Source organism: Hyphomicrobium sulfonivorans (assembly GCF_013306565.1).
In the GTDB taxonomy this organism is placed as follows: Bacteria; Pseudomonadota; Alphaproteobacteria; order Rhizobiales; family Hyphomicrobiaceae; genus Hyphomicrobium_A; species Hyphomicrobium_A sulfonivorans.
Genome location: NZ_PZPO01000004.1, coordinates 547,827 through 574,324, shown reverse-complemented (window position 1 = coordinate 574,324; position 26,498 = coordinate 547,827). Strand labels below are relative to the sequence as shown.

At 62.1% G+C, this 26,498-nt stretch carries 22 protein-coding genes; 11 read left to right on the top strand and 11 right to left on the bottom strand.

Features of this window, described 5'->3' with window-relative positions; all coding sequences use genetic code 11:
* Positions 1 to 6 precede the first annotated feature (6 nt).
* Positions 7 to 1,065, bottom strand: coding sequence for an EF-P lysine aminoacylase EpmA (gene epmA, locus C6Y62_RS10890; protein ID WP_173953923.1), 1,059 nt, complete (start codon positions 1,063 to 1,065; stop codon positions 7 to 9).
* 192 nt (positions 1,066 to 1,257) lie between these two features.
* Between epmA and efp the strand changes: the two genes are divergently transcribed.
* Complete coding sequence (gene efp, locus C6Y62_RS10885) at positions 1,258 to 1,827, top strand: elongation factor P (protein ID WP_068459164.1); 570 nt, start codon at positions 1,258 to 1,260, stop codon at positions 1,825 to 1,827.
* Between the two features lie 8 nt (positions 1,828 to 1,835).
* On the opposite strand, the gene C6Y62_RS10880 is transcribed toward efp, so the two are convergent.
* Positions 1,836 to 2,315: a lysozyme inhibitor LprI family protein gene (locus tag C6Y62_RS10880; RefSeq protein ID WP_173953922.1), complete on the bottom strand. Its 480-nt coding sequence runs from the start codon at positions 2,313 to 2,315 to the stop codon at positions 1,836 to 1,838.
* Positions 2,316 to 2,444: 129 nt separating this feature from the next.
* Here C6Y62_RS10880 and C6Y62_RS10875 point away from each other — a divergent pair, with 129 nt between their 5' ends.
* Positions 2,445 to 4,196, top strand: coding sequence for an outer membrane beta-barrel protein (locus tag C6Y62_RS10875; RefSeq protein ID WP_173953921.1), 1,752 nt, complete (start codon positions 2,445 to 2,447; stop codon positions 4,194 to 4,196).
* 91 nt (positions 4,197 to 4,287) lie between these two features.
* On the opposite strand, the gene C6Y62_RS10870 is transcribed toward C6Y62_RS10875, so the two are convergent.
* Positions 4,288 to 4,782 (bottom strand): hypothetical protein, encoded by a 495-nt coding sequence (locus C6Y62_RS10870; RefSeq protein ID WP_173953920.1) that lies wholly within the window; start codon positions 4,780 to 4,782, stop codon positions 4,288 to 4,290.
* Positions 4,783 to 4,871: 89 nt separating this feature from the next.
* Here C6Y62_RS10870 and C6Y62_RS10865 point away from each other — a divergent pair, with 89 nt between their 5' ends.
* The 5 genes from C6Y62_RS10865 to C6Y62_RS10845 all read left to right on the top strand — a co-directional run bounded on the left by C6Y62_RS10865 (position 4,872) and on the right by C6Y62_RS10845 (position 9,066).
* Positions 4,872 to 5,174, top strand: coding sequence for a putative quinol monooxygenase (locus C6Y62_RS10865; protein ID WP_173953919.1), 303 nt, complete (start codon positions 4,872 to 4,874; stop codon positions 5,172 to 5,174).
* Positions 5,175 to 5,297: 123 nt separating this feature from the next.
* On the top strand, positions 5,298 to 6,773 hold the full coding sequence (locus tag C6Y62_RS10860) for a malonyl-CoA decarboxylase (RefSeq protein WP_173953918.1): 1,476 nt from the start codon (positions 5,298 to 5,300) through the stop codon (positions 6,771 to 6,773).
* A gap of 250 nt (positions 6,774 to 7,023) precedes the next feature.
* Complete coding sequence (ypfJ, locus tag C6Y62_RS10855; RefSeq protein WP_173953917.1) at positions 7,024 to 8,004, top strand: KPN_02809 family neutral zinc metallopeptidase; 981 nt, start codon at positions 7,024 to 7,026, stop codon at positions 8,002 to 8,004.
* An 89-nt stretch (positions 8,005 to 8,093) separates the two neighbouring features.
* Positions 8,094 to 8,324, top strand: coding sequence for a hypothetical protein (locus C6Y62_RS10850; RefSeq protein ID WP_173953916.1), 231 nt, complete (start codon positions 8,094 to 8,096; stop codon positions 8,322 to 8,324).
* 424 nt (positions 8,325 to 8,748) lie between these two features.
* Positions 8,749 to 9,066: a hypothetical protein gene (locus tag C6Y62_RS10845; protein ID WP_173953568.1), complete on the top strand. Its 318-nt coding sequence runs from the start codon at positions 8,749 to 8,751 to the stop codon at positions 9,064 to 9,066.
* Positions 9,067 to 10,464: 1,398 nt separating this feature from the next.
* Here C6Y62_RS10845 and C6Y62_RS10840 read toward each other — a convergent pair.
* Positions 10,465 to 11,721, bottom strand: a complete 1,257-nt coding sequence (locus C6Y62_RS10840) for a porin (RefSeq protein ID WP_173953915.1) — start codon at positions 11,719 to 11,721, stop codon at positions 10,465 to 10,467.
* Positions 11,722 to 12,633: 912 nt separating this feature from the next.
* Between C6Y62_RS10840 and C6Y62_RS10835 the strand changes: the two genes are divergently transcribed.
* A complete protein-coding gene (locus C6Y62_RS10835) occupies positions 12,634 to 14,091 on the top strand; it encodes an OpgD/OpgG family glucan biosynthesis protein (protein WP_338074356.1) in 1,458 nt (485 codons plus the stop codon).
* Positions 14,088 to 16,040: a glucans biosynthesis glucosyltransferase MdoH gene (mdoH, locus tag C6Y62_RS10830; RefSeq protein ID WP_245281774.1), complete on the top strand. Its 1,953-nt coding sequence runs from the start codon at positions 14,088 to 14,090 to the stop codon at positions 16,038 to 16,040. The genes C6Y62_RS10835 and mdoH overlap by 4 nt, the downstream gene beginning before the upstream one ends.
* 57 nt (positions 16,041 to 16,097) lie before the next feature.
* On the opposite strand, the gene C6Y62_RS10825 is transcribed toward mdoH, so the two are convergent.
* The 3 genes from C6Y62_RS10825 to C6Y62_RS10815 all read right to left on the bottom strand — a co-directional run bounded on the left by C6Y62_RS10825 (position 16,098) and on the right by C6Y62_RS10815 (position 19,932).
* Positions 16,098 to 17,168, bottom strand: coding sequence for a YcjF family protein (locus C6Y62_RS10825; protein WP_173953912.1), 1,071 nt, complete (start codon positions 17,166 to 17,168; stop codon positions 16,098 to 16,100).
* The gene (locus C6Y62_RS10820) at positions 17,165 to 18,643 is read right to left on the bottom strand and encodes a YcjX family GTP-binding protein (RefSeq protein WP_246274573.1); all 1,479 of its coding nucleotides are present in this window, start codon (positions 18,641 to 18,643) and stop codon (positions 17,165 to 17,167) included. Before C6Y62_RS10820 ends, C6Y62_RS10825 begins: the two co-directional genes overlap by 4 nt.
* Before the next feature lie 542 nt (positions 18,644 to 19,185).
* Positions 19,186 to 19,932 carry a hypothetical protein gene (locus C6Y62_RS10815; RefSeq protein ID WP_173953911.1) on the bottom strand — a complete coding sequence of 249 codons (747 nt, stop codon included), beginning with the start codon at positions 19,930 to 19,932 and terminating at the stop codon, positions 19,186 to 19,188.
* Between the two features lie 155 nt (positions 19,933 to 20,087).
* On the opposite strand from C6Y62_RS10815, the gene C6Y62_RS10810 reads away from it, so the two are divergent.
* On the top strand, positions 20,088 to 20,891 hold the full coding sequence (locus C6Y62_RS10810; protein WP_068459136.1) for a DUF2189 domain-containing protein: 804 nt from the start codon (positions 20,088 to 20,090) through the stop codon (positions 20,889 to 20,891).
* A gap of 314 nt (positions 20,892 to 21,205) precedes the next feature.
* On the opposite strand, the gene C6Y62_RS10805 is transcribed toward C6Y62_RS10810, so the two are convergent.
* Positions 21,206 to 22,051 (bottom strand): AAA family ATPase, encoded by an 846-nt coding sequence (locus C6Y62_RS10805; protein ID WP_068459137.1) that lies wholly within the window; start codon positions 22,049 to 22,051, stop codon positions 21,206 to 21,208.
* A gap of 671 nt (positions 22,052 to 22,722) precedes the next feature.
* On the opposite strand from C6Y62_RS10805, the gene dksA reads away from it, so the two are divergent.
* A complete protein-coding gene (gene dksA, locus C6Y62_RS16750) occupies positions 22,723 to 23,160 on the top strand; it encodes an RNA polymerase-binding protein DksA (RefSeq protein ID WP_068459166.1) in 438 nt (145 codons plus the stop codon).
* Between the two features lie 230 nt (positions 23,161 to 23,390).
* On the opposite strand, the gene ada is transcribed toward dksA, so the two are convergent.
* From ada to C6Y62_RS10785, 3 genes are all read right to left on the bottom strand, one after another.
* Entirely contained in the window at positions 23,391 to 24,467 is a 1,077-nt protein-coding gene (gene ada / locus C6Y62_RS10795; RefSeq protein ID WP_173953910.1) for a bifunctional DNA-binding transcriptional regulator/O6-methylguanine-DNA methyltransferase Ada, read from the bottom strand.
* Between the two features lie 167 nt (positions 24,468 to 24,634).
* Entirely contained in the window at positions 24,635 to 25,177 is a 543-nt protein-coding gene (locus C6Y62_RS10790; RefSeq protein ID WP_173953909.1) for a GNAT family N-acetyltransferase, read from the bottom strand.
* Positions 25,178 to 25,263: 86 nt separating this feature from the next.
* On the bottom strand, positions 25,264 to 26,370 hold the full coding sequence (locus tag C6Y62_RS10785; RefSeq protein ID WP_173953908.1) for a DUF2865 domain-containing protein: 1,107 nt from the start codon (positions 26,368 to 26,370) through the stop codon (positions 25,264 to 25,266).
* Positions 26,371 to 26,498: the final 128 nt, after the last annotated feature.

The window sequence follows — 26,498 nt, the reverse complement described above, 5'->3', positions numbered from 1 at the left end:
AGCACTCTAGGACGCAATCACCTCTCCGGCGGTTTGCGGCGTCCATAGGATCTGATCGATACGCGTTGCGCCAGTTGCCAGCATCACCACGCGGTCGAAGCCCATCGCACACCCCGATGCGGCCGGCATATGCGCAAGCGCGGCGATGAAGTCGTCGTCCACCGGATAGCGCTCACCGTAACGCTCTTGCTTGCGATCCATCTCCGCTGTCAGCAACCGGCGCTGGGCTTGCGGGTCAGTCAGTTCACCGAAGCCGTTAGCCAGCTCGATACCGCAGCAATACATCTCGAACCGCTCTGCCAGGCGCGCGTCGTCATCGCTGGCTCGGGCGAGAGGCGCTTCCGATGCTGGATAATGCGTAAGTAGTGTCGCGCGCCCCAGTCCGAGCTTGGGCTCGACGAGTGCGGTCAGCACCTTGGCGAAGATGTCGGCCCAATCGTCATCGGCACGCGGTGCGATGCCGGCGGCCGTCGCAGCCGTGGCCAGTGCCTCCCGGTCGTTGCCTGCGGGCTTGATCGTCGCCATCAGGTCTATGCCGGCATAACGGCTGAATGCTTCAGCCACCGAGAGCTGCTCGGGGGCAGCGCGAGCGTCAGCGGTGTGGCCGCGCCAGGACACCAGCGATGCACCGGCAGTCTTTACCGCCAGCTTCAGCAGTTCGCCGCAGTCATCCATCACGGCTGTATATGGCTCATCGGCGCGATACCATTCCAGCATGGTGAATTCGGGCGCGTGCAGGGGGCCACGCTCGCGGTTGCGGAACACCGGCGCGAAGGTAAAAATTTTCTTCTCGCCGGCGGCCAGCAGCTTCTTGCAGGCAAATTCCGGCGAGGTGTGCAGATAGAGGGCGCGCCGCTCCAGGTCGGTGCCGATCTGTTCGGTACGGTAGGCGTGCAGATGCGCCTCATTGCCGGGGGAGGTCTGGAGAATGGCGGTTTCCACCTCCACGAAGCCGCGCTCATCGAACCAGGCGCGCATGGCGCTCTTGATACGCCCGCGGGCCAGCAGGGCCGGGCGGCGGTCGGCGTGGACTTCGGCGTTCCACCAGGGTCTGTCAGTGCTCATGGTGCCTGCATAATCCATTGCGGCGCCCGGGAGCAGGGGGGCATGGTGCGGTAATGTCGGCTTCCGGCGCCGGGTGCGCCTTGGCGTTTGGCCCTGGAAAGGGTATGAGAGCGCCGAAACTTACCGCTATTGGCCGCAGGAAGCGCACCCCCGAGCGCCGGTCCGGCCCCTTTTGAATTAATGGAGAACTCTGTGGCTAAGGTCATCGCCTCTTCGGTGCGCAAGGGCAACGTGCTCGATCTCGAAGGCAAGCTCGCCGTCGTCATCCATGCCGAGAATATTCATCCCGGCAAGGGCACGCCGGTCACCCATCTTGAAATGCGCCGCATTGCCGATGGCGTGAAGGTAACGGAGCGCTATCGCACCACCGATCAGGTCGAGCGCGCCTACCTTGAGGAAAAGGACTACAACTATCTCTACGAAGACGAGATCGGCTACACGTTCATGCACCCTGAAACCTACGACCAGATCACCGTCTCGCGCGACGTGATAGGCGATCAGGCCCAGTGGCTGCAGGAAGGCATGACCTGCACGCTGTCGCTGCATGAGGGCGTGCCGATCGCGATCGAGCTGCCGCAGCGCGTGACGTTCGAAATCGTTGAAGCGGATCCGGTGGTGAAGGGTCAGACCGCCTCGTCTTCCTATAAGCCGGCTAAGCTTTCCAATGGCGCACGCGTGATGGTGCCGCCGCATATCGGAGCGGGCACGCGCGTTGTCGTCATGACGGCCGACGGCTCGTACGTCGAGCGCGCGAAGGACTGACGCCTTCGCTACTCTTTACCCTCAGCCATACCGCGCCATGACTGGATGAGAATGGCGCGGTTGGCGGTGTGGTCGCGCTCGCACTGAGCGCCCAGTATCTGCACGATCGTTCCGCCATTATAGAATTGATATGGCACGCGGCAGTCAGCGTCGCGCGCCGTCAGCCAGATGCGCTGCGCCTTGCGCACATCGTTGGCGGTTTCAGCGCCGACGAGCGCCAGCAGGCGCTTGTACTCTTCATTCAGCAGCTTATCCCAAACTTCCGTTTCGCGCATCGTGCACGCGACCGTGCCCGGCGTCGACTGGCCCTCGGGCGTCTCGCTGCACGGGTCAGACACGCGGCCGATGCAGGCGTGCGCGTCCTTCTGGGACTGCTCCATCTCACGCAAGCAGGTCGTGATCGTTGAGGCGTCGTCTGAGGCTGCGCTGGCAACAGGCGAGAGAAGGGCGATGCCACCTACAACGCAAAACGCTTTGATCCATGACATGCCGGTTCAATTCTCCGCTGTACACGCCGCCAGGCTGCCAGCGGCTGATTGAAAGCTATTCCGCGAATCATCTAGCAAGAGAAGATAAACACATAGTGGCGTCCGCTCTCATCATTCGCGGAGATACCAATGACATCGCTGAGCCGGGCCCGTCTGCATATGGCAGCCTGCATTTTAGCTTGCACGCTACCGGGCACGGCGTTGGCGGACGAGATGGCGGTTGCCGCCGGAGCCGGGGCGCCGTTCACCTGGAGCGGCCTTTATGTCGGTGCGCACCTTGGCGGTGGCGCGATCCTGACGGACGTTTCCGATTCCGCCGGCCCCTCGACGTTCGGTAATCCGCTGATCAGCCCGGCGCCGCTTGCCGGCGTCCAGATCGGCTACAGCTTTCAATCCGGCAACATGGTCTATGGGCTGGAGGCGGACGTAAGCTTCCCCGACGATGCTGGCACCGGCACCTGCTCGGCGCTCTCGGGCTCCTTCATGAACTCCACCTGCCGCGTGGAAACGGATGCCTTCGGAACGCTGACCGGCAAGCTTGGCGTGACGGTGGGCGAGGCGGGCCGTGGCCTGATCTACGGTAAAGCCGGCGCTGCCTGGATGAGCGGCGAACTGCACACGGCAATCAATGACGCCACATTGGGCGCCGGCGGCAACCCCATTGGTTCGCGCACGGAAAGCCTGCAGCGCTGGGGCTGGACGCTGGGCGCAGGAACCGAATACGCGCTGACCGGCAACTGGTCGCTCGCCGCCGAATATGACTACCTGAACTTCGGCACCAGTTCCGTTACCCTGATGCCAAGCGCGTTCGTGGATAATGCTGGCGCGATTACAGCCACTGTTCCGGCGCGGCAGGGCAGCGTTTCCCAGGAAATGCATCTGTTCAAGATCGGCCTCAACTATCGCTTCGGCAACGGCGTTCTGGCCGATGGCGTCGCGGAAGCACCGGTCCGCCAGTCGACGATGGCGCTGAACGGCTTCACCTTCGATCTCGGCGGCCGCTACTGGTACAGCTGGGGGCGGCACAAGTACGACCTCGGTCTGTTCAAGGGCACAGCGGATCCGACAACCTCGATCTCGCGCCTGACCTACGGCGGCATTGAAGCCAGCACCGGCGAAGCGTTCGGCCGTGTTTCGGCGCCATGGAATCTGTTCGCCAAGGGCTTCATTGGCGGCGGTGGCATCCACGGCGGCAAGATGAACGACGAGGACTTCGGCATCCCGGGCCCGGGCAACGTCGGTGTGGTGCCCTATACGAACACGCTTAGCTCAGCATCCGGCGATGTTCCGCTCTACGGTACGATCGACGTCGGTTACGACTTCTGGCGCACGGCGAATTATCGGTTCGGCGCGTTTGTTGGATACAACTTCTACAAAGAAGAGATCAGCGCCTACGGTTGCCGGCAGACCGCCAACGCGATTGGCCCGTGCTCAGCGGCTGAGGGCGGACCGGTTGCAGGAACCGGACACGCGATCATCGATCAGGAGGCGCGCTGGCAGTCGATGCGCCTGGGCGCTGCGGGCGAGTTTTATCTCGTGCCCGGCCTGAAGGTCAGCGCCGAAGCGGCCTATCTGCCCTATGTGCATGTGACGGGACGCGATCACCATTACTTCGGCAACACGCCCGCCATCGCCAGCATCAATCCTTTGACCGGCTACGGTACCGGCGCTCAGATCGAGGCGATGCTGTCCTACGATGTGACCGAGAACATCAGCCTGGGTGTTGGTGCCCGCTACTGGGGCACGTTCACGAAGGCAGGCAGTTTCCGCAGAACCTATGACGCGCCGAACCCTGTTCCAGCTCCGCAGCGCCATCAGAATGCGAAACTCGATTCAGAGCGGATCGGTATTCTCGGCGAACTGACCTACCGCTTCGACTGACATAAGTCGGTGCGGGCAATCCGCGGCTAAAGAAAACGGCGCCGTCCATTTGGATGGCGCCGTTTTTCGTATGCGATCATAGCAACAGGCTTCAGGCGTAGTCGTGCTTTCGCCCGACCTCGAACACTTCCATGATGCGCGCACCGCGATGAGGCCCGTCGACGACGAACGTCCACCGACCTTCGGTGTAGGTGTCGCACATCTTCACACCCTTCACGAGAATCCAGTGCCCTTCCTTGCCCTTGTGAACGGCCAGGATGTAGTGCTTCCAGACGTTGCGCGGCTTCTGCATCCACGTCCAGAGCGTTGGACGCTCCTTGCGCGGCTTCGTCATGTACGTCTCTTTCAGCGTCATGCCGTAGCCGAAGTGCGCGAGCGCGGCCGCGACGTCCTCCGAACCGGTGCCCTTCACAGGCGTGCCGTCCGGGTGCAGCCGGTGCGTGCGGATAATGTCTTCGATTTTCGAGATCGGATAACCGGTAATCGCCGAAAGAACATAAGGGCCGCAGAACGCTGTGCGGCCGGTATCGTTCTTCGCTTCGGAAAGCCCCGTCGGCGTCCGGTCAAAGACTGCCAGCGTATCCATGTATTCCTCTTGAGGTTGGTTAACGAAATGTCATGCTAAGAGGTTTACGAATGGTTAACGGGTGTCCGAACTTCAGGAGGGGGTGCCGGATGTATGTGGTTGTCGTTTTCCTAGAGGCCCATGTTGGGCGGCAGACAGAGTTGCGGGATGCCTTGCGTCGCCATGGCAAGCTGAGCATCGAGCGCGAGGAAGGGTGCCGGCGGTATGACGTCAGTGTCGATCCGATCGAGGGCAGCGCGTTTCTGCTCTATCAGGTCTACGAGGACGAGGCGGCCTATCGCGCCCATCGGGAATTGCCTCATTACGCCGACTTCAGGCTGCTCAGCGACCCGTGGGTGAAGTCGCGGCGCGTGCTGACCTATGAAAGTGTCGCAATTCTGGGCGGACCTTGAAGGCGGGCGCTCAGAAACCCATTCCTGTTTCAAACCGTTGTGATGCCGGCGGCATACGATAGCCGTATGCATTGGTGTCTCGGGAGCGTTTGCCGAGCACACATGACCTAGGAAGGACTTCCCTTGAACGTCACGTTTCTGCAGGAGCTGTTTGGGTCAATCGCCGAGCAGGGGCGCAGTTTGCTGCCGAAGTCGCTGTTCGGTGTCGAGGGTGACGCTGACATCAATGGGCTGGCGCGCGCGCTGACTTCGGGGCGTGGCGAAGCTTCCGGTGTTGCGGTGGCCCGGGCATTGCTCGATCGCTATGCCGAACTCGACGGCGAGGGTCGCACGCGCTTTTTCAAGTTCCTGGCGTCCGGCATGCAACCGAACCCGGCACGCGTCGCAGATGCCGCCCGAGCTTATCTTGATGCGCCATCGCCGCTGGAGCTGTCGCGCCTGCAGAAAGCACTGGAAAGCCCGCGCACTGAGTTTTTCCGTCGACTGCATCTTGCCCCTGGTGCGACGCCTGAGATCGTCGCCATGCGCCACGACCTGCTGCGCGTTCTGCCCGCTGATCCAGAGCTGATGGGCGTCGATGCCGATCTGCGGCGGCTGTTTTATGTCTGGTTCAATCGCGGCTTTCTGGTTCTGCGTCGCATCGACTGGAATACGCCCGCGGTGATCCTGGAGAAGATCATCCGCTATGAGGCGGTGCACGAGATTCAGGGTTGGGACGACCTGCGCCGACGCCTCGACCCGGCGGATCGCCGCTGCTTCGCGTTCTTCCATCCCTCGCTGGTCGATGAGCCGCTGGTGTTCGTCGAGGTGGCGCTGATGCGCGATGTGCCCGATGCCATCGAGCAGGTTCTTGAAGAGCCGCACGCGGAGCCGGATTCCAAAGCGCCGACGGCTGCGATTTTCTATTCGATCTCCAACTGCCAGGAGGGGCTGAAGGGCATCACCTTTGGCAGCTTCCTGCTGAAGCAGGTGGTTGAAGAGCTGATGCGCGAGCAGCCGAGCCTGAAAAATTTCGTCACGCTGTCTCCGGCGCCGAAGTTTGCGTCGTGGCTGCGGGCGGCTGCGCGCTCCGCCGAGCAGGGCGACAATGAAGAACGCGACGTTGCTGCCGAGGCGCGCGCGCTTCTGGCTGCGGTTGGTGCATCTGACTGGCCGGCGACCGTCAACGGCGACACTGAGGCAGCCGAAGCGATAGAGGCTTCGATGCTGTCGCTGGCCGCGCAGTATTATCTCAACGCAAAGGGAGTTGACGGGCGGCCGGTGGACCCGGTGGCGCGCTTCCATCTGGGCAACGGCGCGCGGCTGGACCGCATCAACTACCTGGCCGACACCTCCGACAAGGGGCTGCGCGATGCCTTCGGGATCATGGTCAACTATCGCTACGATCCCAAGGAGATCGAACGCAATCACGAGGACTATGCCAACGGCGGTGTGATTGCGGCCTCGCGGGCGGTGCGCGCCATGCTGAAGCTGAAGCCAAAGGTTCCGCTGGGTCACGCCGATGGTGCTGGAGCACAGCCCGCGCTGCCAGCTCCGGAGGGCGCGGGCAATGCCTCGGATGGGCGTGCGCCGGCAATGTCTGAGAAGGCCGTCCCTTAAATTGGCAGATGTTTTGGGATTTAGCCAAATCTCGAGATACGGCGGCAGAACCGCTGCGCGGAGGTGGTGCGGAAGCGGTGTGCCATGGAGGCAATCTTAAGAACGGCCAATGCAACCTGCGGATTGCGTCGGCCGTAGTTCTACCGGCCCTTGTCACCGCTCTGCCGCAGCGGGCACAATGGACCGCCGCAAGGCCGAGAGGCTGCCGCAACTAACGCCAGAGATATTTGCAACTTGGCTGGAGAAGACGATGCGCTACGGAGACGACGATCGCGAAAGCCGGAACGTTGAAGACCGGCGCGGCGAGCGCGGGGGCTTTCGTTTCCCTGGCGGCTTTCCCGGCGGCTCAGGCGGCAATCGCATCCGCATCCCGATTGGCGGTGGAGGCGGTGGCAGCATCTGGACCATTCTGATCATCGGCGGCATCCTGATGCTGCTGGGCGTCAATCCGCTCGATCTTCTCAGCGGCGGCGGGCAATTCCCGCAGGTGCCGCAGATGCCAGAATCCAGCCGTCAGGTTCCCACGCGACAAGCCGAGCGCGGGCCGAATATTCCGGGTCTGCCCGGCGGTACGCAGGTTAGCGGCCAGGACGACATGAAGCGTTTCGTGTCGCAGGTTCTGGCGGACACTGAGGATGTGTGGAAGCAGGTGTTCTCCAGCTTCGGCCGTAACTACTCCGAGCCGCAGATGGTGCTGTTCTCCGGCGCCACGCGAACCGCGTGCGGCACGGGTATGGCTCAGATGGGACCGTTCTACTGTCCGCTGGATCGCAAGATCTACATCGACCTATCGTTCTACGACATGATGAAAAAGCGCTTCAACGCACCCGGAGACTTTGCGCAGGCCTATGTGATTGCGCACGAGGTGGGTCACCACGTGCAGAAGCTTCTCGGCATCGCGGACAAGGTGCAGGAGATGAAAATGTCGATGAGCGAGCGCGAGGCCAACGCCGTTCAGGTGCGCATGGAGTTGCAGGCCGATTGTCTTGCGGGCGTGTGGGCGAACCTCAACGATCAGGTCAAGAACCGGCTGCAGCCGGGTGACGTGGAAGAGGGCCTCAATGCGGCGAGCCAGATTGGTGATGACATGATCCAGCGGCGCACGCAGGGTACAGTGGTGCCCGATGCCTTCACGCACGGCAGCTCGGAGCAGCGCGTGCGCTGGTTTAAGCGTGGCCTCGATGCTGGCGATATCAGCCAGTGCGATACTTTCAATACCAACGCGCTGTAGTTTTAATCAGCGTTCCGAACGGTTTCGTTCAGCGAACGGCGTAGTTCCTCGGGAGCTGCGCCGTTTGCGTATTCAGGGGAGGCGAAGCATTGGCTTTCGTTTTGCCGCGCCTTGGGCCGCAGGTCGGTTCTTGGGGATTTTTATCGCTGCTGAGCTTTTGTCTGGCCGCGGCATTACTCGCCTGGTTTTGTGTCAATCTCAGTCCGCCGGTACTGACCGGGCTGCCAACCAGCAGAGAAAGCGGTGACCGCAGTTTTGGAATTATTTTAGCTCGCCGTTTTTACGTGGCGCTCAAAAAGCCCAATTATCCGGGCCTTTGACGATGCTGATATATGTTTGGAACCGCTTGGGGCACAGGCCGTTTCCTCGCCAAATATGGATGCTCTGACAGAGGCTCATATGTTTTGCAGTTCTTCCTATTTGACCTTTGAAGGGCCTGCACCCATCTATGAACGCGTTGGCCAACGCTTCGGTCAGCCGCGGTGATTTGCAGAGCAAGTTTGCGCCGCGAAACCAAACGCTAAGACGCTGTGCAGGATCTGCACGGCTCTGCTCGAAGGAGAACAACGATGGCAAGTGTCGCACATTCGTCAAATAACCGCACTCCGCTGGCTCACGTATGGGCCGGTTCCTCCTGTTGCATGTGTTGCTGAGGCATTTGGGCAAATTCGGCCTAGCGACAAATAACTGACATCAAAACATGCAAAAGGAGCGCCGGTAGATAGGCCGGCGCAAGGAGTACTTATGTCCTCACAAGCCTATATCATCGAGATCGGAAGCGACGCCGTTGGCATCGTCGTGCGTGAAGAAGGCGAGGCCTCTTTCCGCTTCCACTCCGCAATTGGCGCCTTCCAGTCGCTTGACGGCAAGCGTTTTGCGACGGCCTCCGCCGCGCAACGGGCGGCCGACGATTTGCACGGCGTGCGCCGGGCGCGTGCCAGCGTGCACGCGGCATCCAATGCACGGCAGCGCGAACGCAGCAGCCGCGGGCGCAGCTCCAGTCACAACCTCGAGCACAATCTCAGCGGCAGGCATGACGCTTTCGCGCTTGCGCTGGCGTGACATCGGAACGGCTTCGGCCGGCGTGCCGTGTTGAGTTGAAAACAATGATGAGCTCTCGCGTGTTCGCTACACGCGGGAGCTCTTTTCATTTTGTGTTGGCGGCAATTCTTGAGCGCGAGGCCGGCCCGCTGCTGGAAGTGTTCGCAATAAAAGGCGCGACCGCCGCCATCACAGCCACCTCGCGGGCATCTCCAACGCAGCTAGCAGCGCCGCTGAGGCCACCGTCCGAGACGCTTGCGCGCGCTTGTTGGGGTGAAGCTCGCGTCGGCTGCATGGACCGTTTGCTGCACCTTTGAAGCAAATGCCCTTGCGGTTTCACCTCTGTGGCCATGCTGAATAGAACTTCCCGCTGACGAGCGGAGCGCATGACCACCTGCATTTTAGCGGGAGCGGTGCTGCGAGAGAGTGCTGCCTGCCGCGAAACGCGCGTTATAGATTTTGACGGGGTTGAGGGGCGTCTTCAGAGGGCTTGAAGCTTCAAGCTTCACAGTCGGTGTCGCGTTTGCAGCTGCAGCCGACAAAGTGGTTCTGCGCTATAGACGCTCTCTGCGAGGTTGTCCGCGGGCGAATGTAGTTCGCGCCGAAGCGACTGAAGGCGCTGAGCGGAAGCGATGGGACGAAGTTTGGCCCTGCCGGTCGGCTTATATCCGTCAAAGGACATTGCGCATCCACCGTTTCTGTATCTTCGGCCAACCTTCAAAACCTCAGCTCGACGAGCAGGGCAGCTTTCGAACACCGCACTGGCATTCGGTGCAGGGATGCGCATCCTGACGCCAGCTGAAGTTGTGTAAGTGCTGTTCGATGCGTGACTGAGACCTCCCGCCTGCCGGCGCGGGAGTCCGATGATTTAGAGCGGGTGTCATTCCGCAACTTCGAAAACAGCGCTTAGCATTGCGCAGTTTCACAGCACGGCGGACAGGCGGGCGGGACGAAGTCTGGTCTTGCGGGGTGATACTGCATTCGCGGCGGATGGTGAGATCCGGTCACTATTGAGAAACCCGTCAGGCGTCAAACGCTCCTGTTCAAGGAGCGGACGGTTGTCCTAGCGCCGGCTGCAGAGCGGCGTGTCCCGTAGCGCAGGTGCTGATGCGCGGGGTGGGTGACATCGAGCAAAAGCCGCCACTCACCGGCATGGGGCGATCGACCGAGGGCCAGGTTGGATGTGGTGAGTGCCGTGCTCCTGTGAGCAATCGTTGGCGGCAAGCGATTAGAGTGCGCGGATGATGCTGCCCGGAAAGCGTTGAGTGTCAACGTGGGTGCGCGGCCGACCGGACGATTGCCTGCTTTCGCTGAAGTGAGCAGCGCCGGTGTTAAAAACAGGGCCGACTTAAAAGCAAGAAGCCGCCCGGTGAGGGGCGGCTTCCGCTTAAGTCAGATGGTGATGGCTCCGTGCTCAGATCAGAAGTTGATCAGCGCACCGGCCTTCACGTACTGGAAGTCTTCGTAGTTGATGGCCGAGTTGTCGTTGTACTCGACGTGACGGTAGGAGACCCACACCGACATGGCAGCGGCGTCGATTTCCTGGACTACACCGAGACCCCAGAGATCGAAGTCACTGGAGGTTGCCGCGCCGCCGATCGGCTGCTGCACGAATGCAAGACCATCGGCCTTATTGTTCTCGTACTCACCGTACAGAACGGTGTGGCCGAGAGCAGACCAGCGCTCACGCAGACCAGCCTTGACGTAGTAGGTCTCAGACTCACCGGCAGCCAGATCGTACTGAGCATTGCCGTAGGCACCGTAGACGAACACGCCGGTCGGCACGTGCTCGATGTAACCACCGATCTGGAAGTACTGGAAGGTGTCACCTGCCGTCGGGCCAAGCCAAAGCTCGGTGCTGTTCTCGTTGTAGGCAGCGGCTACAGCAACCTTGAAGCCGGCGTGTTCACCCGCGTAACGGGCGGCCACATCCCACATATCGTCCTCACCCCAAGAGGCCGAGACCGAGAAACCGCCGAATGTTGGCGAGTCGTAACGGACAACGTTCTGAGTTGCGCCGTTGCAGTCGCCGATGGCGCCGCCGCCGACGCAGCCGCCTACGCCGATCCAGCGCACGCCGGTGTTTCCGGGGCCTGCTGAATTGCGGATGGTGAAGTTGGCGTAGTCGAACGCGACCCAGTTGGCGGGAACGAGCGAGCCCGAACCGTCAACGAGAATGGCGGTGTTGTCCGAAGCTTGCGACTGCAGGCCGACGCTGAGCTTACCGAGCTGGTCGCTCTTTACGAACCAGAACGACTGCAGCAGGTGGACGCCGTCAGCAACAGCGCCGGGAGTGCCGTAGTCCTGCGACAGGCCGAGCGAGTTGTTGTTGCGCGCTTCGACGTGCAGCACATAACCGGCATACCAGCCCGGAGAAATCGTGGCCTGGCCAGTAAACTTGAAGTGCGAGGACAGCGTGGCGCCGAGGTCGCCAACGTAGGTGTTGGACTCGTAACCGTCGTCCCACCACATGACCTGCTGGCCAACCCAACCGGACACGGTCAGCGAAACCTTGCGGTTGCCCTTACGTGCGGTCGTCGCTTCGAGTTCGGCGATACGTTCTTCAAGATCGGCGCAGCAATTGCCGCCAAGATCTGCGGCCGAGGCGCTACCGGTGGAAAGACCACCAGCCAGCAGGCCTGCTGCCACGAGGGCACCTAGACTAGACTTTCTCATTGACCTACTCCCGTCTGCTTACTTTATCGGCGACGCCACACACAGAAGCCGCCTACTCCCTACGAAACCCAACGCAACCTATCGTTTACTTCGTTCTTTGCGCGCGGTGGAGGTCGACAAACCGAATCACCGCTCGGGGCAGAAGCTTAATCAGAGATTTACGCGAGATGAAACGCCTTGAGCGCGAAAAGCCGTGGAATCCGGTGGGTATGTGGCCCGGCGGCCACGACACGGCTCGTGGCCTTAAGGCGCTGAAATATTAGTGCATTTCTGGAATGTGGCTATTTTGTGCAACGGTCGTTGCGCCAAAGTTTGTGGATTTGCAGTTCGTCCGGCAACGTCATTACGCCGTTCATGTTGTCGGCAAGAGGGGAGCAGATCGAAGTGAGAAGCCCTGTGCCGACGCGTCGCATGCCAGGTGACTTGGAAGCAGCCCTTCGCAGGTGTCACGTGCTTGCCGAAATACGGCGGTTACATTATCCTGATGCAGCGCAAAAAGAGCGCCGAGGATTGCGCTATCCTGCGGGAGTCGCGGCCACTTTGGGTTGAAGCACGGCGATAAGCACTGCTGAATATTGCGATCGCACGGCCTTGATCGAAGCCCGGCTATTCCGCTCGCAGGGTACGCAGGCGAACACTCATCGGCACAAAACACTGCGGCATGTTAAGTCGCGTTTACACGCATAGGGGCTGTTAAGTCGCTGTAGGTAAAACTCACGCTTTAATTTTGGCGTGTTTTTTCCCAACAGAGGCAACGGGATCGGTGCGACGTGCGTTGTGACCGAGAGAGCGCATTCTGACACGGAAAGCAGACGAAGAATGGAAGCGACGCGGTTGGACCGGAGATCGGTCCTGTTGTCGGCGGGCGCCTTCGCGGTCCTCGGGGCGGTACTGCGGGGCGAGATCTCCCACGTGGAGGCGGCACCACTGACGGATGCTACGACGGCGTTCACCGGCGATCTGGTGAAGTCGATCGCGAAGGAACTGGCAGCCAGCGAATTTGCAAGTCCGGCCATGACGCTGCCGGAAGCATTCAATCAACTTTCTTATGATCAGTTTCGCGATATTCGCTTCCGCACCGATCAGGCGATCTGGCGGGGCGACCCCATCGATTTTGAGCTGCAACTGCTGCCGATGGGCTGGCTTTACAACACGCCGGTCGAGCTCTGGCTTGTCGACGGCGGCACAGCCCGGCGCCTGAAGGCGGACAGCAATCTGTTTTCCATCGGGCCGCTAGTGAAGGACGCTGGTGAGGGCGCGCCCTACGGCTTCTCCGGCTTCCGGGTGCATGGCCCCATCAATCGGCCCGACTATTTCGACGAGTATCTGGTGTTCCAGGGCGCGAGCTATTTTCGCGCGGTGGGACGCGAGCAGCTCTATGGTCTTTCGGCCCGCGGTCTGGCGATCAACACCGCCCGCCCAGGTGGTGAAGAATTTCCGCTGTTCCGCGCCTTCTGGATCGAGAAGCCGCAGCCGGGTGAACGCTCCATAATTGTGCACGCGTTGCTCGACAGCGAGTCCGTGACAGGGGCTTATCGTTTCGTGGCTGAGCCCGGCGAATCCACGATTGTGGACGTAGAAGCGACGCTCTATCCGCGCCGCGCGCTGAAGCATGTCGGTCTTGGCCCGCTGACGAGCATGTTCCTGCATGGACCCGGACACCACCGTATCCGCGATGACTTCCGGCCTGCGGTTCACGACAGCGACGGTCTGGCGATCTTCAACGGTAACAATGAGTGCATCTGGCGCCCGCTGACCAACCCGCGCCGTTTGCAGACCAGCGCCTTCCTGGACAAGAACGTGAAGGGCTTCGGCCTGTGCCAGCGTGCACGCTCGTTCCATTCCTATGAGGATCTGGAAGCGCGGTATGAGAAGCGCCCGACCGTCTGGATCGAACCCAAAGGCCGTTGGGGCTCGGGTTATGTTGAATTGATCGAAATTCCAACCGGCGAAGAGATCCACGACAACATCGTGGCCTACTGGAAGCCGACCAAAGAACTGGAAGCCGGCGTGCCGTTTACATTCGGCTACCGGATGCACTGGACGAACTCGCTGCCGGTGGCATGGAGCGGTGCGTTGACGGCGGCCACGCGAGTGGGGCGCGGCAAGACCGATGGCACGACGAAGTTCATCGTCGATTTCATCGGACCGGCGCTGCAAAACCGCTCGCAGATGCCTGTCGCAGTCGTGTCGGCGAATCCCGGCACGATTTCGGATGTGGCCGTGCACGAAAACCCAGAAATTAAAGGCCTTCGGGTGAGTTTTGAACTCGATCCGGCCGGAACCGATCTTTGTGAACTTCGTTTGGCACTAAAGCTCGGAGATCAGCAGATCTCTGAGACATGGCTTTATCGATGGACCAGTTCATGAGCGAGATCACTGTGGCGGGCGAAAAAATTGGACGCTTGCCTGATGTCAGCAGCCCTGAGCTGCTGCCGCCGGAAGTGCCGCTCGACATGCCCGATCAGGATTTCAAGGCGCGCGGCGCGAAGCCTCGGCAGCGTCGCGGCTATTGGATCCCGCGGGCGGCTGTGTTCACCGGCGCGCTACTGCTGACGGCGGCATTTGCCTATGAGCTCTACGGCGTGCTGGCGGTTGAGCAGGCGACGCCGTTGCAGATGCTGTTTCTGGTGCTGTCGACAATTGCATTCGGCTGGATCGCGCTGGGCTCGCTGAATGCTGCGCTCGGCTTCATTCCGCTGTTTGGCGGCGAGAAAGCCGACACCCTGGATCTGCCGCAGCCGGGCCCGGAGATGACGACCCGAACTGCGCTGCTGTTCCCGGTGTACCATGAAGATCCAGCCCGGATAGCCGGCACCATTCAGGCCATCGCGCTTGAGCTGCAGGCGATGGGCGCGGCAAAGGCATTCGACGTTTTCATCGTTTCGGATACGCGCGATGAGAGCGGCAATGGCGCGGGCGCTGCCGAGGAGAGCGCCTATCGCGCGCTGCGCCATCGCCTGAGCGATATCATTCCGGTTTATTACCGCCGCCGTCGTGACAACCACGCGCGCAAGGCCGGCAACATCAAGGACTGGGTGCGCCGTTTCGGCGGTGGCTATGCGCACTTCGTGGTGCTGGACGGCGACAGCGTGATGTCTGGCATGACGCTGGTGCGGTTGGCGCTGGCGATGGAGCGCGAGCAGACCGCTGGCCTGATCCAGACCGTGCCGCGCCTGACCGGCGCCTCGACGCTACTGCAATATCTGACGCAGTTTGCTTCTAATGTTTACGGGCCGCTGGTGGCCGCCGGACTGGCGTTCTGGCATCGCGACCAGGGCAACTACTGGGGCCACAACGCCATAATCCGCACGGTGGCCTTCGCTTCGGCTGCGGGCCTGCCAACGCTGCCGGGACGGGCGCCTTTTGGCGGCGATATTCAGAGCCATGACTTTGTTGAGGCGGTGCTGCTGGCCCGCGCCGACTGGGGCGTGCACATGGTGCCGACCATCGAGGGCAGCTACGAGGGCCAGCCGCCGACGCTGCCCGACGTGGTGGCGCGCGACCGGCGCTGGGCGCAGGGCAACCTGCAGCATCTTGGCATCGTGTTCACCTCGAACATCACCACGATGGGCCGCCTGCATCTGCTGATGGGCGCTACATCCTATCTGATGTCGCTGGTGTGGGCGTCGTCGCTGGTCGTCGGTATCGTACTGGCGTTGCAGGGTCAGCAGATGATCCCGAGCTACTTCATCGACGAGAAGACGCTATTCCCGGTGTGGCCAGTCACGGACCCGGGCGCGGCGCTGCGGCTGTTCTTTGCCACGATGGCGATTGTGCTGATGCCGAAGTTTCTAGGGCTGGCGCTGGAGATCAAGCGGGCTTACGCGGCGCGCGAACGTCGGGGCCGGATGCGGGCCGTGGCCGGTGTGGTGACGGAAACGCTGTTCTCGATCCTGATCTCGCCCATTCTGATGGTGACGCAGACTGTTGCAGTGTTCCAGGTGCTGTTCGGCTTTGACTCCGGCTGGCGTCCGCAGAGCCGTGATGGTGAAGGGCTCTCGTTTGTGTCGGCGCTGCGTTATCACCGCTGGCACATGGCGATCGGCGTTGTGATGGCGGTGCTGTGCTACGAGGCTTCGGCGCTGGTGCTGGCGTGGATGTCGCCGGTTATCTTAGGTCTGGTGCTGGCGGCGCCGGTGAGCTGGCTGACGTCGCGCAAGGCCCCGCGGATACTGCGTTCGCTGCTGTCGACCCGTGACGGCCGCAAAGAGCCGGCGATCGTGGAAAGCGCGCGCCGCGCCGGTGATGAGTGGGCGATGCAGATCGCGAACCGCGCCATTGACGGCAAGGTGGTGCCGATCATTCGCGCGGCTTGATAAGCGGGCCGTCGCTGTTGCGGCGGCTGCCACGACAAGCCGACGGGTATCGATAATTCAGGACTTGCTGGCGGCGTCATCTGCGGATGGCGCCGCAGTGGTATTGCGGCGGAACGCTTCGGCCAGCATGTCACGCGCGCGGACGGGCGGCGCGGAAATGAACGGCAGCGGCCGGCACACCTCCACCGCAGCGGCGCCGACGCGGGCGGTGAGCGCGCCGTTGAACGCACCTTCACCCAGACGACGCGAGAGCCGCCGCAACAGATCCTGCCCGAGGAACTGGCCGAGCAGATCGTCGGTGAGTGCGACGCCGCCGGTGGCGATGATATGGCCGATGACCATGCGGCCGAGACGCAGCGCGCCGAGTGTGCCGGGGCGTCCGCCATAAAGCCCGGCGATGGCGCGCAGCATGCGCAGGTTTTCGATCAGCACATACAGCATGGCGATCCACGGCATCGGGCTGATGGCGGTGACCATGCCGATGCGCTTGGCGGCGGCGAGGACGGTGCGGCGCGCTTCCTGATCGATGGGCATCATCAGATCGCGGTCGGCGAGGGAAAGCAGATCGCCCGCAGGCATCACCGCGCGCTCATGCTCGGCGAAGCGGGCAAGAGGCCATTGCATATCGGGTCGCGCGCTGAGAATGCGCTTCAGGTGTCGGATGGCACGGCGTTCGGCGTCGATGTTTTTATCGTGCAGCGCGTGGGTGACTTCCTGGCGCATCGCGGTGAGCCGCGACAGGCGCAGCATGCCGATGATCTCGCGCAGGATGATGACGACAACGGCGATGCCCGCTGTGGTTAGGAGGGCCAGCGCCAGCCAGCCGATCCAGTCCTGCCGTGCTAGCGCAACTTCGACGTAGCTGGTGAACCAGGTGACGGTGGCGAGCGCGATCAGGCCGCCGATGGCCGATAGCAGGATGGCGCCCCAGCGGAAGCCGCGGCTGATGTTGACGGCGGTGGGGCGCGGTGGCGGCGTGGATTGGGACGAGGCGCGTTGACCACGCGCCCGGGCGCTGCGGGATGACGTTTCGCCTTGCGACGCGGATGCCTGTTCGGGCGTGATGCGCAGGGCGGGATCATCGGTGGTAAAGGCGCGCGGGCGGCGGCTGTCCGATTCTATCGTCATGCGAGCCAATCCGAAAGCAGGAAGTCGAGGGCGCGATCCAAGCGGATGTGCGGCAGCGGCGGAGATTCGCCGTCAGCGCCCGGCGGCAACAGGCGCGGCGGCCGGAAGCGCACAAAGTGCAGGCCGGCGGGCGCTGCGTCAGGTTTCAGCGCATCGCGCGGGTTGGCGGGCAGATCGCCGGGGAAAATGGCGGCCTCGGTGCGGCCGTTGAACACCTGATTGCCGATGCGTTCGCCGGGCATCGGAACGCCGACGATGCAGGGCAGCAGTTCGCCATCGACCTTGGCATCGGCTTCACGCGTGGCACGCAACGACGCCAGCGCCTGCACACCCACTTCGGCGCCGCTGTCGACGGCACGGCCCATCGCGCGATCGATGATGACGCGCAGGATGGCTTCGAGGCGATCGTGACTGGAGGCGTGGATGTGATCGGCTTTGGTGGCGGCGAACAGCAGTTTGTCGATGCGGCGCGTGAACAGCGCGCTGAACCAGCTGCCGGAACCGATCTTGAACACGCTCAGCACCGATGACAGCGCGTGTTCCAGATCGACAACCGCGTCGCCGCCTTCGTTCAGCGGGCCGAGCACATCGACGAGCACGATCTGGCGGTCGAGGCGCGAGAAGTGATCGCGGAAGAACGGTTTCACGGCGTGATTTTTGTAGCTCTCGAAGCGGCGCGCCATCATGCCGGCATTCGTGTTGCGGCCGTATGGGATCGACGGATCGAGATTGAGCGGACAGAAGGTGAGCAGCGGCGATCCGGCCAGTTCACCCGGCATGAGGAAGCGGCCCGGCCCGGTGGTGTGCAGCACGTGATCTTCAGCGCGGGCGGCTTTCAGATAGTCGGCGAACAGTTCCGCGCCGCGCAGGGCAAGCTGCTCATCGTGCGGGGCATAGGGATCGACGGTGGCAAGAAACTCGCGCCACGCTTTCGAGTGCGCCTGACGTCGCGGGGCAACGGCCTGCGCAACAGCTTCCGCGCACCAGGCGGTATAGTCCATGTTGAGCAGCGGCAGATCGATCAGCCACTCGCCGGGGTAATCGACGATGTCGACGTGCAGCTTGGAAACGCCGAACGCGCGGCGCAGGCTGCTTTCGGAACGGAACTCGATCGTGACGCGAAGCTGGCTGAGGCGGCGCGTGCTTTCAGGCCAGTCGGCGGGATCGCGCGCCAGCGCTGCCAGATGCCCTTCATAATCGAAGCGCGGCACCTGATCGTCGGGCTGCGGTTCCAGATAGGCGCGCTCGATGCGTCCTTCCGCTTCCGGCAGAAAAAACGGCATGCGTCCGCCCGACAAAAGCGTGCGGATCAGCGCGGTGATGAAAATGGTTTTGCCGGCGCGCGACAGTCCGGTGACGCCGAGCCGCAACGTTGGCGTCATCATATCCGTGAACGCGGCACCGGCGCGGTTCCAGGCCCATGTGTTTGTGCTGGGCGGGGTGCTGGATTCCGGATCGGATTTTGATGTCGGCAAGTTGAACCTCGCGGCAGCACCATCGGCCAGTGCTTGATCACCCGGCTGCGAAGCGCGTTACCTGATCGTCAGGATAGGGCTTCCAGCTTAATGGTGTGGCCGATGATTCACACTTCGGACAGATAAGCCCAGAAGCGATGAGATCTAGTGCGAAGTGGGCGTGCCGACAAGGTATTGGGCGTTAACGCGCTGCTGCAACCTGAGGTGCGCGCGAGCGAAGCGTTAAAGTTTGCGCGGGCTTTGCAGCGAAGAGATTAAACGCCGTGCCGTAGAAATCAGCCGTAGAATATGACGAGCACACCGGCAGCCATAACCGTCAATCCCATAAGGATGATAAGGCCGCTGCGAATGAACTCTGCCATGGGCGCCTCCGTGATGCGTGACTTGCGGGTGAACCTGATCCGATGACTGTGGACCCGGTACGCTGAATGCCCCCTGAAGTGCGCTTGCAGCCGCTGTTCATGTTGAGCGACGGCTGATCCCATAGCTGCATTGGAGACCATCGGGGCGTGCAATGCACCTTAAGGATTCGCAATGGCGCTCTATGGCGATGGCGCCGCCCCATCCACAGCATCCTGGACGACCGGAGCGGGTTCGGATGCGGGTGTGGCCGCAGCGCCTGACTGGCCATCAGCGCGCTTGCGCTCGGGCATCGAGATGGCCTGGCGACGCATGCTGAGCATCTGATCGGAATACCAGGGCAGCGTGCGCTCGAAGACGACGGGCTCGACGGCATTGGTGAACAGCTTGTCGATGAAGTCCGGACGGCGGGCCTGCGCGGTGACAAGGTTCAGCGTGAAGCGGACGTCGCCCGCGTCGTCGATCACCTTCGGAAACACGTCGCCATCGGGATAGAAGCGGATTGTGTCGCTGAAGGTTTCGCGGCCCGCGATCGACAGCGGCGCAAACGAGCGGTTGGGCGCATCGGCGTTGACTTGATGCTCGCCGAGGAAGGCGCTGTAGAACTGCTTCTTCTGGTTGGTCTTGAGGTTCTCGGCCGTGAGCTGCAGCGACAGGATGGTGCCGGTGCGCGCGCCCGAATTCGTCACCGTGATGGGAATGGAAAACAGCTCGGTGTCGCCGCCGCCATCGCGCGCATACTGAATGACTGGTGGAATGAAGACCTCGATCTCGGCTGTCTTGAAACTTGTCTCGTATAGCGAGTAGGCCGACAGTGCGAGTGCGAAGGCTGAAAGAATTGTCGCCTGCCAGCCGCCATAACCCATTGCTGCGGTGAGATTTGCGCGGGATTGCTCGTCGCGCTGCACCGCACGGTCAGTCGTCGTCATAGTTTGTTTCCCCACCGGGCGGAGCGCCCACTTTGCTGGCGGTTATCCACGCGTACAGAATTCGGCGGCTGCGTGGCGGCCAGGATCACGCTATGTAACAGAGTTGCAGCCCGAGCGCTGCCGTTAGGAGAATGAGCGGAAGGAGCACGTTTTCCATGGCAGGCGAAGACCTTTCCCGACCTGACGCAGCGGCGCATCCGCTTGGTTTCCCGGTGCGCCGAGTGGCGCTTGATGCCCCCTGGGCCTGGCTGGCCGCGGGCTGGCGCGACCTGTGCGCCAACCCGGTTCTAAGCATCGGCTATGGCATCATTTTCACAGCGGGTGGTTGGCTGCTCTACTGGTTGCTCGAACGGCAGGAGCTGGTGTCGCTGGTGCCCGTGCTGGGCGCGGGCTTCGTGCTGATCTCACCGGTGCTGGCGGCGGGCCTTTATGAGATGAGCCGCCTGCGGGAGAAAGGGCAGCGCGTTACGCTGCGTGCGGTGGTGGTGGGAATACGCTCGGCCATCGGCCGGCTGTCGCTGTTCGGCGTTGCGCTGTTTCTGGCCTTTTTTGCATGGGTTCAGCTGGCGTTTTTGCTGCTCAGCCTTTTTCTGGGCGAGGTGGCGGTGCCGGACCCAAGCCAGTTTGTGCACACGGCGTTGTTCACCAACGCCGGTTTGGCGCTGCTGTTCGCGGGCACCATTCTGGGTGCGGCTCTGGCGGCGATGGTGTTCAGCATTTCAAGCATCGGCGCGCCGCTGCTGCTGGCGAAGGACGTTGATACCGTCACTGCGATGGCGACCAGCGTGCGTGCGGCGGCGGCTAACATTGGCCCGATGCTGCTGTGGGCGGCGCTGATCGCCGGTCACATGATGATCGGTCTGCTGACGCTGTTTCTTGGGCTTGCGATCATTCTGCCGTTGCTGGGGCACGCGACGTGGCATGCCTTCCGCGCGCTGACGGTTGTGGATGACATCTGACGGGTGCGAACGGCGTTTCGATCCGTTTGCCTGTGGCAACAAACTGCTTAGTCGAAATGGTAGTTCACGCCGACGCGCAGGACGTGGGCGTTGAATCGCGTCGAGCCGGTCAGATCGTTCGCGAACAACGGTACCCCTCGGCCTGCCGCCGGAGGCAACGTCGTTCTCCGGTGCGAATTGGCAGGAAATATCGCACCGAACGTTATTCAATTGGCGGTGGTGTCACTATAATCTCAGCGGAACAGCCAGTTGAATAGGGCTCGCGGTGGAGCCGGCGTGCAGCCGTGCGCGTCGTCGCGCAGGTGGCTGTGGGGCTATTCTCCGCGCCGCCGCGCCATGAACGCAATGCGCTCGAACAGGTGCAGATCCTGCTCGTTCTTGAGCAGCGCACCGGCGAGTGGCGGGATGACCTTGCGCGCTTCATGCTCGCGCAGCGTCTCGGGCGAAACATCCTCGTTGAGCAGCAGCTTCAGCCAGTCGAGCAGTTCCGACGTCGATGGCTTCTTCTTGATGCCGGCCATGTCGCGGATGTCATAGAAGATGCGCATCGCTTCCGACACCAGTCGGCCCTTGAGGCCGGGGAAGTGTACGTCGACGATCTGCTGCATCGTGTCGGCGTCGGGGAACTTGATGTAGTGGAAGAAGCAGCGGCGCAGGAATGCGTCCGGCAGTTCCTTCTCGTTGTTGGACGTGATGATGACGATGGGGCGGTTGTGGGCCTTCACCGTCTCGCCGGTCTCGTAGACGAAGAACTCCATGCGATCGAGTTCCTGCAACAGGTCGTTGGGGAACTCGATGTCGGCCTTGTCGATCTCGTCGATCAGCAGCACGGGGCGGCCGTCGTGCACGAACGCTTCCCACAGCTTGCCGCGCTTGATGTAGTTGCCGATGTTCTTGACGCGCTCATCGCCGAGCTGGCTGTCGCGCAGGCGCGAAACGGCGTCGTACTCGTAAAGGCCCTGCTGCGCCTTGGTGGTGGATTTAATGTGCCATTCGATGATCGGCACGCCGAGGGCTTCGGCAACCTCGATGGCCAGCGCGGTCTTACCGGTGCCCGGTTCGCCCTTGATGAGCAGCGGGCGGCCCAGGGTGATGGCGGCGTTGACGGCTACCTTGAGGTCGTCGGTGGCCACGTAGCGGCGCGTGCCTTCGAACTTCATCGCGGAATATTGCCCTTCTGGTGGGGCGGCGTCGATACGCCGGCTGCGTGTCAGGCGGACCTGGACCGGAAGGGAGGTATGCTCCCAGGTGGCTTTTGGCCCTTAGCCCATTGAGAATCGGCGGTATAATAAGGCCGCTATTTCTATTGCGACCACTTAAGCTTAGGTGCGGTGGCAGAACGTCTTGACAGATCGCCGCACTGCCGCCAATAGAGGCGCCGAAATGCAGCTTGTTGTCGGTCCGATGCTAGATCGGCCGTCTCTACCAGCCTCCCGGAGGCCTGATGAGCAAGCAAGGCGCAAAAGAGCTGAAGAAGGCTAAGGGTCGGCCTGCCAAGGCAGCGGCCGGCAGAGCGGCTTTGAAAACTGCCGCGAAGCGAGACAGTGCTGCCGTTGCCAAGGCGAGAGCGGCAGCCAGCGGCGCGGACAGCGTCAAGAAGGGTGCCCCGAAAAGAGGGCCCGCCAAGCCCAGCGGGGCAGAACTTCAACCGGGTGCTTCAGGAAAACAATCGGGCGCAAAAAAAGCAGCGACTAAGAAGGCCAGTCCCGATCAGAACACTACGTCCAAGGTTGCGGCCAAGGGGAGGACGTCCGACAAAGCGCCGATGATCGGCGGCAGTTCCGGCAGTACTGAGCCGGTGATGGTTGAGCAGAATGTTGCGGGGAGAAAAATGACGGCACGCGCCAAGACAACGTCGATTGTGCTGCCTCCGGATTACAAGCCTTCGGAGGACGAGCCGTTCATGAACGAGCAACATCGGGCGTACTTCCGCCAGAAGCTGCTCAATTGGAAGGACGAGATCATCCGTCAGACCCGCGAGACGCTGGTGGGACTGCACGAGGAATCGACCCAGCATGCCGATCTGGCCGACCGCGCCACGTCGGAAACGGACCGCGCGCTTGAGCTGCGTGCCCGTGATCGTCAACGCAAGCTGGTCGCTAAGATCGACGCTGCAATCGCGCGCATCGATGACGGCTCGTACGGGTATTGCGAAGATACCGGCGAGCCCATCGGCCTGAAGCGTCTGGATGCACGGCCGATTGCGACGCTGTCGGTTGAAGCGCAGGAGCGGCACGAGCGCCGCGAGAAGGTCTACCGCGAGGACTGATCGGAAATTCGCGGTGATGGTTTGATGGATCGCGGTTGCTGGTCTGAGTGACTGAGACAGCCGCGGGCGCATCGACGAACAGCGAATAAATTGAAACGAGGCGCTGCGGTGGATGCCGAAGCGCCTCGTTTTTTGTTTTGAGATCGCTGCTATGCGTGGGTTGAGCCAGTGGGCGTGCAGGCGAACGTGAGCGATTAAAGCAGCAGACGACAGAATGAGCGCGGCGAGTGTTACGGTTTGCGCTCGCGATCCAGAAGTTTGCGCTCGCGATCCAGAAGTTTGCGCTTGCGATCGATGCCCCAGCGATAACCCGACAGCGCGCCATCGGTGCGGATCACGCGGTGACAGGGAATAGCTATCGCGACGCTGTTAGCTGCACACGCGGTGGCGACAGCGCGAACCGCCTTTGGCATGCCGATTGTCGCTGCAATTTCGCTATAGGTTGCGGTTGAGCCAGGCGGGATTTCGCGCAGTGCCTGCCACACGAGATGCTGGAATGCGGTGCCGCGGACATCGAGCGGCAGATCGATGCCTGATTGCGGTGCTTCCACCAGCCCGACAACCTTCGCCATCACAGCTTCGAAGCGTGCATCGCCGCCGATGAGCTTGGCGCTGGGAAACCGGCGTTCCAGATCATGGATCAGCGCTTCGGGATCATCGCCCAAAAGGATTGCGGTAATGCCCTTGTCGCTGGCGGCAACGAGGATCGACCCCAGCCAGCATTCTCCAACGGCGAAACGCATATCAACGTCGGTTCCGCCGGTGCGGTAGTCATTCGGTTTCATGCCGATGATGGCTCCGGAGTTGGCATAGAAGCGGCCGCTGGATTCAAAACCGGCAGCTTGAACAGCTTCAGTGATGGATGTGCCTTGCAGCAGCGTATTGCGCACGCGCTGCTGACGGACGGCAACGGCATAGGCTTTGGGCGTGACGCCGACGGTGGCTTTGAATACGCGATGAAAGTGGTGGGGGCTGAGGCCTGCGGCGCGCGCCAGTGATGCCAGCGAAGGCTGCTGCTCAGCGGTTTCAATCAGACGGCAGATGTCGGCCATCTGTGCTGCGTGGCAATCATGCAGTGAGAGTTCGTCGGGCTTGCACCGTTTGCAGGGGCGGTAACCGGCTTTTTCGGCGGCTGCGCTGCTGGCATGGAATGCAATGTTGCGGCGATTGGGGCGCCGGGCCGGACATGAAGGTCGGCAATAGATGCCCGTGGTCGCGACGGAATAAAAGAATTTGCCGTCGAAGGAGCGGTCGCGGGTTTCAACGGCGTGCCAGTAGTCATCAGCGGTTTGTGCGGCAGTCTGCATCGATCCTGCGTCTTGCGAGTGCCAAGCGGGCGCTTTTTAAGGCTCTTGGGAAGCTAGTGCATCGCGGCGGAGGGCACACTCCGTTTCTTGCGGTCAAATCAAATGCGGGTTGCGCGCTGTCTATCCAGACGCTGGCAATGGCGCGCCGGATCTGCAGGCGAAATGCGTCAGTGCATTACCGTGTGGCGGGCCAACCCGAGTTTGCGCATCTCGACAACGGGGATCTGCTGGCCGGAGGGCAGGCCCAGTGGACGCGGTCCGATCTGCTGATAGCCCGAAGCTTCCAGAAACCCGACGGCGCCGGGCAGGGCGCCAATATCGAGGGCGCGGAATCCGGCGGCGCGGGCTTCTTCCTCGATGTGGGCGAGCAGCCGGGCGCCGATGCCGCTGGCGCCAAATAGCGGCTGCACGAATACGCCGATCAGGCGAGCGGTCGGGCTGGGGGCTGCGCTGGCACTCCAGGATGCAACGGCCACCATTTCGGCGCCGATGAACGCGCCATAGCTGCGGCCGGCATAGAGGAGATCGCTGTAATGTGGGCTCTGGACGAAATCCATGAGCGCGTGCAGTTGCGCCTGGGTGTAGGCGGCAGCCGCATGCCGCTTGATAGCGCTGGCGATGACATAGCGGGCGGTGGCAAGGCAGTCGACGCTGAGAGGTCTGATCTCCAGCATGTCGACAAGCTGTGCGGCGGGCGCGGAGGGATGCATGATCCGGCTTTCGTGGCGGCCTCCGTCACGCGACAGGTGAGTGAAGACCGGAGCGGCTGGGAGCAATAAAGCCCGGACGCTCTCTGCTATTGTTGCCTTTGCGCTTCCGCTTCCGAGCGGGCTTCCCAACCGGTGGCGAGGCTACCGGCAGCGCCGGCGCTTTTGGCTGGGTTGGCCTTCCCTTCGGGCGGCACGTATTCCGCTTCCTTACACGAGCAGCCCTTTACCAACTCCTTGCGGTAGCGGAATGCGGTCCGCAAACGTGTGTATGGTTCCTGAGAGCTGAACGACACCGACTGGTCCATGCTGGAACCGGGGTTCTGATAATAATAGAGCTCGGCTGGCGCTGCGCAGCGTGACTGACAGGCTTCGGCATCCTGATCGAAATGGCTCGGCAGGGTCGAGAAGCTCACCGGGAAGTAATAGCCGTCGCACAGGCGCACGCACACCGTGCGGTAAGTGGCGCCTGACTGGCCGCCATAGCCTCCCCAGCGATTGCCGAAATTGCCGACGTCCTCATCCTGCCAGACCGACGAAGAGCCCTGATCGTAACGTCGTGCTTCCTGCACATAGTTGTTGCCGCAATTGTTCCGCGCCAGCTCGCGCACGATCTCCTCGCGATAGGAACGCACGCCGGAATTGGCGATCTGCTGACGCTGGGCCTCCAGTTCCGACAGCCGCTGCTCCGCCTGCTGGCGCTGCTGAGCTAGATCAATACAGGCGCGGGTGCGGCGGATCGATTTGGAGAACAGGAAGTATTCGTAGCACTTGCCGCGCTCGAGGTCGGATTCGGCCTGCCGGTAGGTGCGGTCCATCTGGTCGATTTCAGCCTCAATGGCGGGCAGGCGGGAGCGCATGCCGCTGGAAGACTGGCCGTCCTGCACCAGCCGCTGTTCGAGCTGGAGGCAGATCGGGTTCTTGGTCGACCAGTTGACGGCAGGGGCAGACGGCGGCGGCTGCCGATCAGGCGGCGGCTGCGCGCCGTAATAATCGGGCGATGGGCCGCCGCGCGGAGGCGGCGGTTCGCGGTAAACAGGTTCGTCAGGAATCGGCGGCCGTTCCGGCTCGGAGCTTGACCAAGGCCACCAGTCCTGCGCCGTGGCAGGCGCCACAACAGCCGACCAAGCCGTCAGGAGCGCTGCCGACAGGATCGCAGCACCAAAGGCCTTACGTCGAGCATTTGCCTTAACCATCGTGATTTCTGTCCTGCCGTGGCTCAGCGAAGCTTGCGGCCCGCTGTGCGCAATCGGGGCGACTATGACCACCACGGGCTAGGGGGTCAATGCGGAGCAATTTGGGCGGCCCGCGGCTTACCGACTGG